The organism is Coleofasciculus sp. FACHB-542, from assembly GCF_014695825.1.
Taxonomy (GTDB): Bacteria; Cyanobacteriota; Cyanobacteriia; order Cyanobacteriales; family FACHB-T130; genus FACHB-T130.
On sequence record NZ_JACJPB010000045.1, the window covers coordinates 23,605 to 37,647 of the forward strand.

Below are 14,043 nucleotides of genomic sequence, written 5' to 3' on the forward strand. Positions count from 1 at the left end.
ACTCTTACTCTGCACTACCTGACTTGACATCCCCCACAAGTTATACTAGGCAACTATGCAGCGGCAAGCCCGTAGGCTGACATCCGCATGATATCGCGGGTAGTAAAGCCAATATTGCTCAGCGCTTCGCCGTATTGAATCATGAAGTCTTCAACTAAAGATTCTTTGTCCATTCCCAGAATACTGGCATCCTTTTCGACTTCGTTGAGCATCCGCCAGACGATGGGAAGGTTCTGACGATTAGCTGCTTCAAATTCTGCTTTGGATTCCTCGAAATGGTTTTTCAGCCAAACTTCGCCGTAGTTGAGATGGCTGTATTCATCTTTAACAACACCCTCAGTAATTTTACGGGCGAAGTCATCAGCAACGGGGATATAGATGTTGTAAGCAGCGATCGCAAAGCATTCGATAATTAATGCTTGAATCAGCAAACAGGTCACAATCCCGCCTTCTGCTGCCGCATCTTGGAAATTTTGGTGCAGTCCGGAGAAGAACTTGCGAGCAAATTCTAAATCTGGCGTCACTTCGAGATTCCGCCCGCAGGCTTCAAATCCTTTCTTGTGACGACTCTCCATTTTGGATAAACGGATTAACTGCTCCTTATCTTCTGGTAGCAATTCTGCTAACTTGATGTAATTTTCATGAGCCTCTTGTTCGCCTTCAATCACAATCGCATTGATGCGGCTGTAAGCGTCCTTGTAGGTTTCACTGTGGAAGTCAATTTCTAGGCTGGTTTCAAGCGACGGCATAAATCTCCTGTCTGCTCCTCACGAATAGATCGATCCTAGACCGACCTAAATTTCTGTGGAATAGTAACGTAACTTAATCTAATAATTGTACTGTACCTATCCTGGAGCCAAACGGGATCAGTCAATTTAAGTAAGTATTCATGCCTAAGAAAAATCCACAGGGTCGATTGTCAGTCACTCAGCTTTCCCATCTGGCGAACCCGCTATTGCTGTTGCTAGGCGCTTGTGTCGTGCTATTACCGCTTGGGATTGTCTTCGTCACCTCTTTTGACAAAGTGGGTGCGACACCTGGAGGAAGCTTCTTTTCATCTCACCCCAGCTTTGCCAACTACCGCGAAGCTTGGAGGCGCGGCAACTTTTTATTAGCGTTTGCCAATTCAACTCTAGTGGCGCTAGCTGTAACGGGGTTTCAGACGATTACCGCTGCACTCGCCGGTTATGCGTTGGCGCGGCTGAAGTTTGAGGGGCGTCAGGCAATTCTGCTGATTGTTTTGGCTACGCTGGTAATTCCCTTTCAACTGTTGGTAATTCCAATTTTTTTGGTTTTAAAGTGGGGACACTTGATCAACACTTACTGGGCGCTGATTTTACCTACGGCGGCGAATGGATTTGGGATTTTTCTGTTGCGGCAGTATTTTCAAACGATTCCGGTGGAGTTGGAGGAAGCGGCGGCGTTGGATGGGGCAAACCGCCTGCAAATTCTGTGGCGGGTGATGCTACCGTTGTCGCGTCCGGCATTAGTAACGCTGTTTCTATTCACCTTTATTGGGGAATGGAACGATTTATTTAAACCGTTGATCTTTACAACGCGACCAGAATTGAGGACAGTGCAGCTAGCGTTGGCAGAGTTTCAGGAGCAATTTACGAATAATTGGCCTTTGCTGATGGCGGCTGTCGCGATCTCTACCGTACCTGTCGTGTTACTGTTTCTCGTCGGACAGCGTCAGTTCATTCGGGGGATTGCGGCGACGGGGATTAAGAATTAATCTGACGCTTGCAGGGGATGTCTTCTATATCCCTACAAGATACTGTGCATATATCCTGTCAATCTTGTTACAGTTTGTCACAATCAGGAGTATGCAGAAACTCGGTATATTTTTAATTGTTTTCTCTTTCCTGCCTTGGGTGGCAATCCTCTTAGTGGTGCCCTTGCTACCGCTAGCGATCGCCCAAAAAGCCATATTGGTTCCGATTCTTGCGGTTGTGGGAGAAATTGCCTTTTGGGTAGGTTTGGTGCTAGTCGGAAAAGAAGCCGCAACCAAATATCGGGCTTACTTGAATCCGGGCGCAATTTGGAGGAAGGTTAAAAAATTGATCCGCCCCAAGAAGAGATCGAATTGACCTATCTTGGGATATCTCTGGAGAACCGCGATTAATCGCCTCTGAAGAGAGCGTTTTAGGCGTTATCTGCGATGACTTTGAGGCGAATCGTGCGATCGCCTTCATCATCCAAACTCACTTCTACAACTTCACCCGCAAGGCGTTCCAAACAAGAAAGGAGCGATCGCAAATGAGGGCTACTTGCGCCAGTGTCTACATACAGCCTATCAGTCAGACTGCCCAGCCGCTTCCAGGTCATGTAAAATTTGGCAATCGTCTGTTCTAGCTGCGCCGCCTGCTTCACCATATCGGCGGCGGTATTTAAACAACCCAGACGCAAAGCTTCCTCTAATGCCATTTCCACGTCAATAGAGGTGCGCTCAATTGCCTGGACTTGGGCGGCGGCGTCTAGGTATTTAGATAAATTCCGGGCATCTGATGTTACCTGTTTAACCGTATCGACATCGGGGTTCCCGGCGACTTCCTCTTTCAGGGCGCTGATGTGAGATTCAGGTAATTTCTCCATTTCCCGCACCAGAGGAGACAGAAATCGGGGGGGAAGAGAACCCGCAGCGGCCTTTTCCTTGACTTCATCTGGTAGCAATTCTGAATTCATCGCTGTCCATTCGTCGGAGAGTTGTCGCACTTCGCGCCTGGTAATGCGATCGCCTTTATTCGCCGCATCTGTCACCAGTTGTTGGATTTCTGGAGAAGCCTTAGAGGTTTCGATGAAGGCACGTTTGCTGAAACTACGAATCGCATCCGGGTCAAGATGTCCCTCTTCTAAGAGGGTATCAGCACTATTTGCCAGTTGAATTAAGGAATATGCCTGACTTTTGCTGATTTCTCGTTCTTTGAGCCAATTGAGAAATCCCGTACCGCGTCCGTCACCGCCTTGTTTCTCTCTATCGCGCACCACCCGTAAAATCCGCCCCCGCCAGATTTCTGTCTGCAAGTCGAAGCGATCGCACACCAGCCAAGCCTTCTCTACCAGTTGCTGAAACTCAAACTCTGGAATCTGCTCATCCTCTGGATCGGGCAGATCGAAATTTAGATCGACTGGGTTCTGAAGGGCAGCAGCAAGTTCGCTGGGAGATTCGGGTGATTGCACCATTAGTAGCGCTCTATGGGGGTCGATCGCCTTATTATGACACAACCCGTAGCCGCAGACTCTCTAACACAAAAGCGCGATCGCTGCAACGTTAAAATATAAGCCAAATCTTACAGAGGTAAATATGTCAACTATCACCGACATCGGGACATTAATTGTGCGTACTCCAGAAACCTGCGGAGGGCGTCCGCGAATTGCAGGGAAGAGAATTTCTGTTCAGCAAATGGCAGTTTTGTACAAATAGGGTATGAGTCCAGAGGAGATTGCTGAGGAGTTTGAGTTTTTGACGTTAGCACAAATATATGCAGCTTTGGCACATTATCACGCCAACAAAGATGAAATAGAGGCGGATCTAGCAGAGGAAAAAGTCGAGTATGAACGTTTAGAAGCAGAATATATCGCGGGTAAGTTGAAGTGAGTCAGATTCATTTATAGCTTGATGAAGATATGATTAGGCGAGCTTTGATACAGGCTTTACGAAACGCTGATATAGACGTAGTGAAAGCTTCAGAAGGTAATAATCTTAGTTGTACAGATGAGCATTCTTCAGGCAGATATGCTATGCCTGTATTAAAATTTATCCCATTTCTCTGTAACTGAACGTGGCTCAAGACTACCGCCGTGCCAATCTCAAAGGCAAATCTTTCAAAGGGCAAGATTTAACAGGTGCAGACTTCTCGCACGCGGATATCCGAGGGGCAAACTTCACTGGTGCCATCCTGAAAGGAGCAAACTTCAGCCATGCCAAAGCGGGATTGCAACGACGTTGGGCAATTTTTCTCGTAATCATCTCATTAATTTTGTCAGCACTATCAGGATTTACCTCGGTATTAACTAGCTTATTTACAGCATATTTTTTTGCTCCTTCTACTATCAAACAAATCACTATTATTCCTGGTGTGGTCTTCTTAATAGTGCTAGCAGTCTTCTTTATCGTTACTATCCGTCAAGGTCAAGGTCTATCGGCAGGGGCAGGAGCAGTGGCAGGGGCAGGGGCAGCGGTAGTGGCAGCGGCAGTAGCAGTGGCAGCGGCAGCGGCAGGGGCAGCGGTAGTGGCAGGGGCAGTGGCAGCGGCAGTAGCAGCGGCAGTAGCAGTGGCAGGGGCAGCGGCAGGGGCAGCGGCAGGGGCAAGGGCAGCGGTAGTGGCAGGGGCAGTGGCAGCGGCAGGGGCAGTAGCAGTGGCAGTGGCAGCGGCAGGGGCAGCGGCAGCGGCAGCGGCAGCGGCAGTGGCAGGATTGGGTATCTATATGGCTTGGCGTGCCTTAGCTGGGGATGGAAAATATGCCTTTGTTTACACCTTTGCTGTTGCCTTTGCTGCTACAGGTGGCACGAACTTTCGGGGTGCTGATTTAACTGATGCTGATTTCACGCAAGCAACACTCAAAAGTACAAATTTTCGAGGTGCTATTCTCACGCGCACTTGTTGGCATCAAGCCAAAAAACTTGACCGTGCTAGAGTCGGTGATTCTATCCTGGCTAAGGCTGCTGTAAGAGATTTATTAGTCGGTAGCAATGGCTATAAGAAATCTTATGCGGGTGCAAATCTCAAAGGTGCTAACCTTACAGGAGTAAACCTCAACGAAGCTAATCTGAGGGAAGCGGATATCAGTGAAGCTACGTTAAAAGCAGCCAATTTAGAAGGGGCAAACTTGACGAAAGCTCAGTCAGTTGGTACTGATTTTACTAATGCTTCATTAACGGGCGCTTGCCTGGAAGCATGGAATATTGACTCGACAACAAAACTAGAGCAAGTTGATTGTCGATATGTTTACCTCCTAGAGCATCCTAATCCTCTCACAGGCGATAGAGAGCGCCGCCCACACGATCCAGATAAAATATTTGAACCCGGTGATTTTGAAAAGCTGTATAAAAAAATAATGAATACTGTGCAGATACTTCTGCGAAACGGTATTAATCCAGAAGCTTTTAATATAGCTTTTCAGAAATTAATGGAGGAAAACCGAGAAATTACCCCTGATTCTATTCAAACGATTGAAAAAAAGGGGAATGATGTTTTATTGACAATTCAAGTTCCTGAAGGAACCGACAAAGGCAAAGTTCAGCGTGATTTTGAAGAACCGTATTTAGCAAGACTAGAGGCGCAGAAGCAAGCGGCTCTGCTAGAAGCTGAGAAACGTTATAGTAAAGAAATTAAAGAAATTACTATGATATTAGCTAGTAATCCCAGTAATCTGAGTAATTTATTGTCTAATCTAACAATTATCGCAAGTGGAGAGAATACAACGATGACTGACAACAAGAACCAAGGTATTAACGCTACGGGTAGCTTTGTTAATACTGGTGAAATGAACAACATGACAGGCAATACCATCAATTTAGGTCAAATTAGCGGTGCTGTCAGCAATACAGTTAATCAGTTACCCGACTCACCTGAACCAGGTAAACCCAGTATTAAGGAATTATTGACTCAGTTGCAAACTGCTATTGAAGCAGATACTAACTTAAGCGAAGAAGATAAAGCTGAGGCATTAGAACAAGTTAAAGCCTTAGCGGAAGCTGGGAAAAATCCCAAAGAAGGAGCAATGCAAAAGGGTGCAAAAACGGCAATGAAGATTTTGAAAGGCACAGCCGCCAGTTTGCCAAGTGCTGCAACATTAGTTGAAGCTTGTAACAAATTGTTGCCCGCGATCGCTAGCTTATTAGCTTTGGCATAATCCAACCAGAGGGGCAACATATTTTGAGTGCAGGTCGCTTAGAGCAAAATTCCCTCAATGGCTGGCATTGCATCTGTGGCTAAGATTCTGGCGTTTATTTTGATTCTTCAACCGGAGGTGTAGGGGAAGCTTGAGAAATCACGGTAGCACCTCGATATTTTAATCCCGATGTCGGTTGAGACACCGGCATATTTTCTGTTTTGCGGACTTTACAAACCTGACCCCGGTATTTTCCTGTAACTTCAACCTCTGCTACTTCAACGGTTGAAGGGGTGGATTCGTAGTTAATCCCGCGATAGCTGAGTTGAGTCTTGTCGTCTTCCTGAAACTCAGATTGAGGCTCAATCTTAGGTTCGGATTGAGCCTCAAATTGAGCATCGACTACAGGCTGACATTGCTGCAAAAGTCGTCTCGCGCTTAGCAGTACGACCAATAGCAGCAATACCTGAATTTGCCAAGGCGCTACAACCAAACTTACAAATAAACCAACAAGAGAAATTGCGGCGGCGAGATAGGAAATTTCGTCAGCAGAATTTTGAAGTATATAGACAGCTAGCAGGGTAATCGCTAGCGGCATGATGAAAGACAAGGACATATTTATCACTTCTGAAGTTACCTCTGAAACTAGAGTGCGAAGTGTATTTAAAAATATAAGCGAATTATTACTAATCAGCCTACTACTGGTGGATTAATTTGGCTCATCCTTTTGGTTGAACAGTTGAATCCTAAATTGGTCGTATTTAAGAACTGGCTGAGGTTCCAAGCAGAGAAGAAACTATCATAACTGGCGGGAAAGCGATCGCAACCTAACAATACGGCGACACATCTCTCTCAACGCTTGCCTTTGGCGACGGCGCGGACTTTGTTTATATAAGCTAGTAGGTGCGGGATCTCCCTGCACCTAGTGGAGTTTGGAATTAAATGGACAACACTTAGGGTAACTTTACTGCTAAAAACGATACAAAGATTCTGAATTTAGAAAATCTGTATCGCGCATAAACTCAAGAATCTCGGACGCGATCGCATCTGCGTGACTTCCCGCCGCATCATGACCGCAGTTGGGAATAATCTTAAACTTAGAGCTGGGCATACAGGCATGAAGTTTTTTGCCATCAGCAACTGGGAACCATTGATCTTGATCGCCCCAGAGAATCAGAGTCGGACACGCGATCGCACTCAGGTTATCTTGTACGTTACGAATTAAATTCGGTTCATTCTTTACCAAACGCTGTATTTCTTGCGCCGCGTGTTGTAAATCCTCGGCAGTTTTTGTCAAAGCATTCGGAAATTCAACATACGGATAAGTAATCCAGTAAACTTCTTCGGGTGTGATTCGTGTCCAATCCACTACAACTTCCCGACGCCCGAAGGCTACAATTTGCCATAGTAGCGGTGCAAACAGTTGAGTCACGCGCAACTGATCCGCTATCTTAACTAAATCTAACGGCAAATCTGCTAATAACTGCATCCCCCAAAATGGCAATCGTTTGAGGAAGATCGGTACATTAATTACAACTAATCGATCGAACAAATCTGGATGCGCTTGGGCGGTGGCGAGGGTCACTAATGCCCCCAAAGATAGGGCTACCACAACAGCCGGTTCATCGCATAACGCTCGCACGATCTGCTCTAGTTCGAGCGATTGATGACCGAGTATTTCCGGGTGTGATGGCATCTCGGAAAAACCGTGTCCTTTCGCATCGAAACAGATAACGCGAAAATGTTGTGACAATGGCTCAATTGCGTAACGCCAATTGTAGCTCCAGCTCGCCATTCCATGCACTAAAAATAGCGGTTTACCTGTACCTTTTTCGCCATAAGCAATTTTTACAGGATTCCCGTTACCATCAGAAATGGTTATCGTTTGACGCCCGTTTGGAAATGTGGCTTCCCACCAGTCTTTCTTACTCATCTGTTGTACAATTCCCTTGAGAATCGAATTCAAGGGTTAGCCAATAAACTTTGCTTGCAAGGAATTAAAAATATCAGATTGGAAAGGAGAAACGAATTAAAGTTTTTAATTTTTAATTTTTATTTAGTTATCGTTTGCCACAGCAGATTCAGGATAAAAAGACTGAAAGCAGCAATGCAAATCACAAAGAGCATCAACCCACCCAACAGCAGAATGATAAACCACCAATCTGCCTTTTGACTCTGCCGAGGAGAAGCGAGATGAGCTTCTAGAAGCATCATGTTTTTAGCATTCGCTTTCCAGGTAGCGTCAAAGAAATCCCCCAACACCGGCACAGTGCCAACTAAAGTCTCAAAAATAATATTTAGCACCATCCGCACCAAAGCTTCTCGTGGTAGACCCAGCAGCGCTGCCTCCAGCACGATATAGCCTGACAAGGCACTTCCTAGTATATCTCCGCCTCCAGGGAGCAGTCCAAGTAGAGGATCGATGCCCACGCGGTAGGAAGTTCCCGGAATCGCGATCGCATTATCCAGAATATAAGTAAGCGATCGCAGGCGCTTAATTCTAGCTGACTTGGCGTCCGTCGATCTTATAGGAGGTTTGGGAGGAGGCTGAGACATCAGAATCGATAATGGGGGAGTGAGTAGCGGATAGGGAAAAAATCGTTACCACCTACTACTGACGGAAAAGGAACAAAGCTTCGTCTTGCTATTGGAATGTCTTGCTGTTGGCATCAGTGTTCAACACCTCAAACCCATCCCTTCTGGAGGTACGGAAGACATTTCTTGCTCCATATCCGTTAGCGTTGTCAGCGTTGAGCTAGGAGTTGCAACTTGTTCGATTTGAGTCAACAGGGTTTGCGCTTGTGTCTCTCCCTTATCAGCCAGTTGCTCTAGGTAGAGCTTGAGTTCGTCGGCAAGGGCACTGGGAAGGTACATGGCTACCACTCCGTCTTCCGGTGTGAGCTTCTTTTATGCATCATAGCTTCGTCGGGCACTAGAATTCAGCCCCGATTCTTGCAAGTTAACAACTTGCAAGTTAAATGTTTAAACTAACCTAAAATTTCTCCTCCTTTCAAGCTTTAATCTTCTATTCCCAAAGACGGTTGACATCTATCAGTGTGTTTGATAGCACCTATCTATAGGTTGAGATTGTTTAATAGACGACAGACAGCTTAGAAGAACTCGCTAGAATTAAGAACAGAGGAGGTTCAAAATTTCCCCTCTTTTCACTGTTTCATTTGATCGTGTTGAGTTTGCAATTATCTTTTTATGGAATTAAGTAGCCAGTCCTCTAACTCTTCTGACCAACCTCCTCCGCAAAGGTGGGCAGAGTTACTAGGAACTGCAATTGCTTTGTTGACTTTGACCTTACCTGTGTTTGCGATCGCGCACTACTCTCCAAGCGGCGCTCAAAGCTTGCAGCAGCAAACCAGCTATTCAATCCCGATACCCGAAGACTGACCTTCAAGATACAACAAATGGATATCGCGTAATCCTGGAATCTGGGTAAACAGAAGATTCTGTGTTGACCTTCTTCCCGTAGAATGCTCACAAGGGCTATCTGAAAGGATGAAGGATGAAGGAGGAATATTCTGATTCCTCCTTCAACAACGGGTGCGATTCGTAGCGGCTGTAAAGTAACTACGTTAAGCCTCTACAGCCTTCAAACTGACATCAGGGCACCCCCAATACTTTGTGTTGCTTGGAGAAACTGGAGAAACGTTTTGGATTTAACACGCATTCCTGCTCAACCCAAACCAGGTCTCATTAACGTTCTGGTTGAAATTACCGCTGGTAGCAAAAATAAGTACGAGTACGATAAGGACTTACAAGCCTTTGCCTTAGACCGGGTGCTTTATTCTTCGGTGCAGTACCCCTATGACTACGGCTTTGTACCCAACACCCTAGCAGATGATGGCGATCCCCTGGATGGCATGGTGTTAATGGAAGAGCCAACATTTCCAGGGTGTGTTATTCAAGCGCGACCTATCGGAATGTTAGAGATGATTGACGGGGGAGATCGGGACGAAAAAATTCTGTGCGTTCCCGACAAAGATCCGCGCTATGCCCAAGTCAAATCTCTCAAAGACCTTGCGCCACACCGACTAGACGAAATCGCAGAATTTTTCAAGACCTACAAGAATTTAGAGAAAAAGGTCACGGAAATTCTGGGTTGGCAAGATGTCGATAAAGTGATGCCACTGGTGGAACAATGTATTGAAGCTGGCAGCAAAGGGTAGGTCTACGAGCGCTAGGTGAGCGAACTAGGAAAAAATTGAGGGATGAAGTGGTTTGAGAACGTTAGAATCAGCTTTAGCTGAGAAAACTTTTCATGCGCCGAACCCTAGTGCTGATAGATACAACATGAGGAAAGTGCAGGCATAGCAGGAGAAGCAATCAGCGCCTTGCACTTTCTCAATGGTGTTAATTACCTTTCTTGTATGCAGCGATCGCTTCTTCTATCAAAAATTCATAGTTGCACGCTTACTAGGGCAAATCTTGACTATGTAGGGAGTATCAGTATTGATAGAACCCTGTTGGATGCCGCAGGTATACTACCTTATGAACAGGTACAAGTCGTTAATGTCTCGAATGGAGAGCGCTTGATTACTTATGCAATCGCGGCACCGGCAAATTCAGGGGCAGTCGAACTCAATGGTGCGGCGGCTCGTTTGGGCATGAAGGGCGATCGCTTAATCATCATGACCTACGGGCAATTTAGCCCAGAAGAACTGAAAACTTATCAACCTAAAGTTGTCCTCGTAGACGGACAAAATCGGTTAATAGAAGTCCGCCGCTACGACGATCTGCTAAGCGTGCAGCTAACTTCTTGAGCGAATATATGTCTTCAAAAGAACCAGCGGCACCAAATCCTCAAATCTCCAATCCCACAGCAAGTCAGTCAACCCAAGCTGACGCAGAGTTTGTGGTGCAGTTTTGGGGTGTGCGGGGCAAAATTGCCGCCGCTGGCAAGGAGACGCTTCGCTACGGCGGCAATACTCCCTGTGTGGAAATGCGGGTAGGCTCCAAACGATTAATTTTTGATGGCGGCACCGGCTTGCGGTTACTGGGTAATCAATTACTGCGTCAAATGCCGGTGGAAGCTTACGTATTCTTTACCGACTCCCAAAGCGATCGCATTCAAGGCGTTCCTTTTTTCGTTCCTGCCTTTATTAAGGGCAATTGTTTTCATATTTATGGGGCAGCAGGATCTGATGGAGCATCGATTCAACAAAGTCTCAGCGACCAGATGACGCCTCCGAATTTTCCAGTCCCTATACAGGTGATGCAATCAGAACTACAGTTCTACGATCTAACTCCCGGCGAGACGCTCGCGGTAGACGATATCACGATTGAAACCTGTTTAACCAACAATTCCCTGCGGACAATAGGCTACCGAGTTACCTGGCAGGGACGCACGGCTGTTTACGCTACGGGTGCAGACAACGATCCGAATGCCCTTGATGAAAATCTGCTGCACTTAGCCCGTGAAGCCGATTTACTCATTTGCAATGCGACTTCCCCGGAACTAGACCAAGGTTTGGGGGCAAACGGTGAGTCTTCTCATGCAGGTGACTTTGCGATTCAACCCTGCGAAAATCCCTTCTGGCAAACCTGCGTTAAAGCCGCTGATGCGGCTAACGTCAAAAAATTGGTGATGTTTAGCTACGAACCAGACTACAGCGATGACTTTCTCGACCAAGTAGAAGGACAAATCCAGTCGGCGTTTCCGAATGGATTACTCGCCCGTGAAGGAATGATTTTAGCCGTTGAGTAATCGGTCATGAGAGTGTAGAGTTTTGAGCCACAAAAAAGTTCTTAAATTCAAAATTCAAAACTTTTTTCTGGGAATCAGAGTTTTGATCCCTCTTTTGTTACTTTAGGAAAAGAGGGATGAGTGACAAAAGAGTTCTTAAATTCAAAACTCAAAACTCAAAACTTTTTCCTAATCCTCCTCCTACCGACTACTGAAGACTGAAGAACTTAAAGAAGAAATCACCCGACTAATCTCCTGTAGTTTCTGGGCAACTTGACCGCTACCCAATAAAGTTTCTGCCTGAGTCAAACCGGATGATAAATCTGGGGCGAGACCGCAGTGCCATAGGTAAAAACCACCGTTCCAGATAGCTGCTTGCATAAGTTCGCTCTTGTTACCTTGCAGCACGGCTTGCATTTCTTGTACCAATTCAGTTGCGGAGTCTAGGGCAACTTCCTTTCCCTCAAAGCCGTAGTCACGGGGATGAAGCAGGAGGCGTTGCGGAGACGAACCGGGTTGCCAAGTTCCAATAATCGCCGTGCGATCGCGTGGTAAATCGCAGCTCCCTTCTAATCCCTTCACCGCTGTGAAATACTGGGGTTTGCCTCGCAATGCCGAAGAGTCTTGAAACATCCCTTCCGTGGGAGGATGGACAAACCCTGCCACAACGTGAACTTCCCCTGCATAGGGACACCACATTAACTCCATCGTTGCAAAGGGGGGACGTTTGCCAATTTGGTCGCGGTAGGGAACCAGTCCTGCCGCTTGGGGGAAATGCTTGGGCAAATAAACAAATCCGAGTTGGGTTGCCTCAAACACCTGCTGGACGACAGGGAGGGATAACTCAGCCCAATTGACACCCAACGCCTGCCAAATCTCAATCAGTGGCAAGCCTTCCTTGGTAGGCATCCGGTCGCCCCCGTGCATCACCACCGCCTGTCCAGCGGTTGCCAAGATTAAAGCTGTCAGTGGCGTTATGGGTGCCGTGCGCGATCGCCCATCGTAGGGCGTCCCCAGAACGATAACCGGGCGTTCTGAGCCGATGGGTTGCAGTTTTGGCCCTAGTGCGTCGTAGGCGTCTAGCATCCCTGCCAATTCTTCGCCGGTGGGACGCTTAATCCGATGGGCGATCATAAATGCTCCAATCTGCGCTGGTGTTGCTTCCTGTAGGAGCATCATCCGTGTCGCTTCCTCAGCTTCGGAGCGACTTATATTTTCGCCCGTATGGACGCCACTACCCACTTTTCGCAGAATTTCCCTGAACTCATTACTCATAGTATTTTGTCGTAGTCAATCGTTATCAGTTTTTGCGAATGGCTAATTCCCAAAAGATTTTTTGCAATAGCCATTAACCATTAGTTAACAGGTATAGAAGCATCCGAACAGATTATTGTGTTGCCAATCGCTCCTGCAAATTGCATCGGGACTAACTCGCGTACCATCTGGCAAAAGTGCTGAATGGGGGGAATCAGCAAGCGATCGCGCGTTGTTACCATCACGACCTGACGAGACAAGCTGGGATCTGCCAGCGAGTCGGCTAAGTTTGGCGTCCCTGGCGCGGGTGTGGAATCAATGACTCGAATCGCCAGCGTTGCATCCTGGCGCGCATCTACCAAAGCTGACTGGGGCAAAAGGGCAATCAATTCTCCTTGCCGCACGACACCGCGAAAGGCATCAAGCGTATTTAACTCCATCACCGCCTGAAGATTAGCGCCTTGCCGCAAAAATCGCTCTTGTACCAAGCGTTGCATCCCGTACCCATCCTTAAATACCACTTGCGGGTAGTGAACGAGTTCTGACCAGGGCACCTGTTGGTACTTAGTCAGAGGATGATTTGCCGCCATCAAGATTTCGATGCGTTCATTGTATAAGACATCGACCACCATATCCGGGCTAGCCGTTAAAAAGCGGTTATTCATCACGATCGCGACATCAACCATTCCGTCTCGCAAGACTTTGAGAGCGCGATCGCTTCCAAGCGAAGTTACCCGCAGCTGCACCGCCGGGTAATCTCGGCAAAACTGCTGCAACACGGACGGCAAGTATTGGGCGCAAACCGAGTGAATTGCCGCTACACAGAGTTCGGGTTGCTTTCCTGCCAACAAGTCCGCTAATTCTTGCGTGGCTTGTTGCCACTCTTGACAAATTTTGCGGGCGCGGGGCAAAAAGCGTTCGCCTCCGACTGTTAGCTTTGCCTGAGCCGTGCGATGAAACAGGGAAATACCGAGATCCGTTTCCAGAGACTGGATTTGCCTGCTAATAGTGGACTGAGTGAACCCACACTTTCGCGCCGCTTGCTGAAAACTGCCGGTTTCAGCAACTGCTAGAAAGGCTTGCAACTGCTCTAGTCGCATGATATGTAGCCTAAATTACATTTAAAGCCGATGAAATGAATTTAGCGGATTTGCTTAACTGTTTTGGTAGGGCTTGATACAGCAGCTTAGTCAGGGTGGCACAAGCGGGTCTTACCATAGCATGAACGGGAAAACCCTTGGAAATAAATACGATATACGC

15 protein-coding genes and 1 pseudogene are annotated in these 14,043 nt (G+C 47.0%); 8 read left to right on the top strand and 8 right to left on the bottom strand.

Annotation, left to right across the window (positions count from 1 at the left end; genetic code table 11):
• Window positions 1-53 precede the first annotated feature (53 nt).
• Complete coding sequence (locus H6F52_RS18185) at window positions 54-749, bottom strand: aldehyde oxygenase (deformylating) (protein ID WP_190430702.1); 696 nt, start codon at window positions 747-749, stop codon at window positions 54-56.
• 140 nt (window positions 750-889) lie between these two features.
• Here H6F52_RS18185 and H6F52_RS18190 point away from each other — a divergent pair, with 140 nt between their 5' ends.
• Window positions 890-1,735 carry a carbohydrate ABC transporter permease gene (locus H6F52_RS18190; RefSeq protein WP_190536322.1) on the top strand — a complete coding sequence of 282 codons (846 nt, stop codon included), beginning with the start codon at window positions 890-892 and terminating at the stop codon, window positions 1,733-1,735.
• A 91-nt stretch (window positions 1,736-1,826) separates the two neighbouring features.
• Window positions 1,827-2,090 carry a transporter suffix domain-containing protein gene (locus H6F52_RS18195; RefSeq protein WP_190430700.1) on the top strand — a complete coding sequence of 88 codons (264 nt, stop codon included), beginning with the start codon at window positions 1,827-1,829 and terminating at the stop codon, window positions 2,088-2,090.
• A gap of 55 nt (window positions 2,091-2,145) precedes the next feature.
• Here H6F52_RS18195 and H6F52_RS18200 read toward each other — a convergent pair whose 3' ends face one another.
• The gene (locus tag H6F52_RS18200) at window positions 2,146-3,183 is read right to left on the bottom strand and encodes a hypothetical protein (RefSeq protein ID WP_190536323.1); all 1,038 of its coding nucleotides are present in this window, start codon (window positions 3,181-3,183) and stop codon (window positions 2,146-2,148) included.
• Window positions 3,184-3,304: 121 nt separating this feature from the next.
• On the opposite strand from H6F52_RS18200, the pseudogene H6F52_RS26490 reads away from it, so the two are divergent.
• Window positions 3,305-3,598 (top strand): annotated as a pseudogene (locus H6F52_RS26490) (DUF433 domain-containing protein).
• A gap of 184 nt (window positions 3,599-3,782) precedes the next feature.
• Complete coding sequence (locus tag H6F52_RS25830) at window positions 3,783-5,855, top strand: pentapeptide repeat-containing protein (protein WP_190536324.1); 2,073 nt, start codon at window positions 3,783-3,785, stop codon at window positions 5,853-5,855.
• A gap of 94 nt (window positions 5,856-5,949) precedes the next feature.
• Here H6F52_RS25830 and H6F52_RS18215 read toward each other — a convergent pair whose 3' ends face one another.
• From H6F52_RS18215 to H6F52_RS18230, 4 genes are all read right to left on the bottom strand, one after another.
• On the bottom strand, window positions 5,950-6,450 hold the full coding sequence (locus tag H6F52_RS18215; protein WP_190536325.1) for a DUF4278 domain-containing protein: 501 nt from the start codon (window positions 6,448-6,450) through the stop codon (window positions 5,950-5,952).
• A gap of 354 nt (window positions 6,451-6,804) precedes the next feature.
• On the bottom strand, window positions 6,805-7,767 hold the full coding sequence (locus H6F52_RS18220) for an alpha/beta hydrolase (protein ID WP_190536326.1): 963 nt from the start codon (window positions 7,765-7,767) through the stop codon (window positions 6,805-6,807).
• 119 nt (window positions 7,768-7,886) lie between these two features.
• Window positions 7,887-8,390, bottom strand: a complete 504-nt coding sequence (locus tag H6F52_RS18225; RefSeq protein ID WP_190412352.1) for a DUF4112 domain-containing protein — start codon at window positions 8,388-8,390, stop codon at window positions 7,887-7,889.
• 120 nt (window positions 8,391-8,510) lie between these two features.
• The gene (locus tag H6F52_RS18230) at window positions 8,511-8,708 is read right to left on the bottom strand and encodes a hypothetical protein (RefSeq protein WP_190434305.1); all 198 of its coding nucleotides are present in this window, start codon (window positions 8,706-8,708) and stop codon (window positions 8,511-8,513) included.
• Window positions 8,709-9,041: 333 nt separating this feature from the next.
• Here H6F52_RS18230 and H6F52_RS18235 point away from each other — a divergent pair, with 333 nt between their 5' ends.
• The 4 genes from H6F52_RS18235 to H6F52_RS18250 all read left to right on the top strand — a co-directional run bounded on the left by H6F52_RS18235 (window position 9,042) and on the right by H6F52_RS18250 (window position 11,550).
• Window positions 9,042-9,233: a hypothetical protein gene (locus tag H6F52_RS18235; protein ID WP_190412350.1), complete on the top strand. Its 192-nt coding sequence runs from the start codon at window positions 9,042-9,044 to the stop codon at window positions 9,231-9,233.
• A gap of 263 nt (window positions 9,234-9,496) precedes the next feature.
• Entirely contained in the window at window positions 9,497-10,012 is a 516-nt protein-coding gene (locus H6F52_RS18240; protein WP_190430695.1) for an inorganic diphosphatase, read from the top strand.
• A gap of 201 nt (window positions 10,013-10,213) precedes the next feature.
• Window positions 10,214-10,606, top strand: a complete 393-nt coding sequence (gene panD / locus H6F52_RS18245; protein ID WP_190412855.1) for an aspartate 1-decarboxylase — start codon at window positions 10,214-10,216, stop codon at window positions 10,604-10,606.
• A gap of 8 nt (window positions 10,607-10,614) precedes the next feature.
• Window positions 10,615-11,550: an MBL fold metallo-hydrolase gene (locus H6F52_RS18250; protein WP_190412348.1), complete on the top strand. Its 936-nt coding sequence runs from the start codon at window positions 10,615-10,617 to the stop codon at window positions 11,548-11,550.
• A 180-nt stretch (window positions 11,551-11,730) separates the two neighbouring features.
• On the opposite strand, the gene H6F52_RS18255 is transcribed toward H6F52_RS18250, so the two are convergent.
• Window positions 11,731-12,804, bottom strand: coding sequence for an anthranilate phosphoribosyltransferase family protein (locus H6F52_RS18255; RefSeq protein ID WP_190536327.1), 1,074 nt, complete (start codon window positions 12,802-12,804; stop codon window positions 11,731-11,733).
• A gap of 80 nt (window positions 12,805-12,884) precedes the next feature.
• Entirely contained in the window at window positions 12,885-13,883 is a 999-nt protein-coding gene (locus H6F52_RS18260; protein ID WP_190412346.1) for a LysR family transcriptional regulator, read from the bottom strand.
• Window positions 13,884-14,043: the final 160 nt, after the last annotated feature.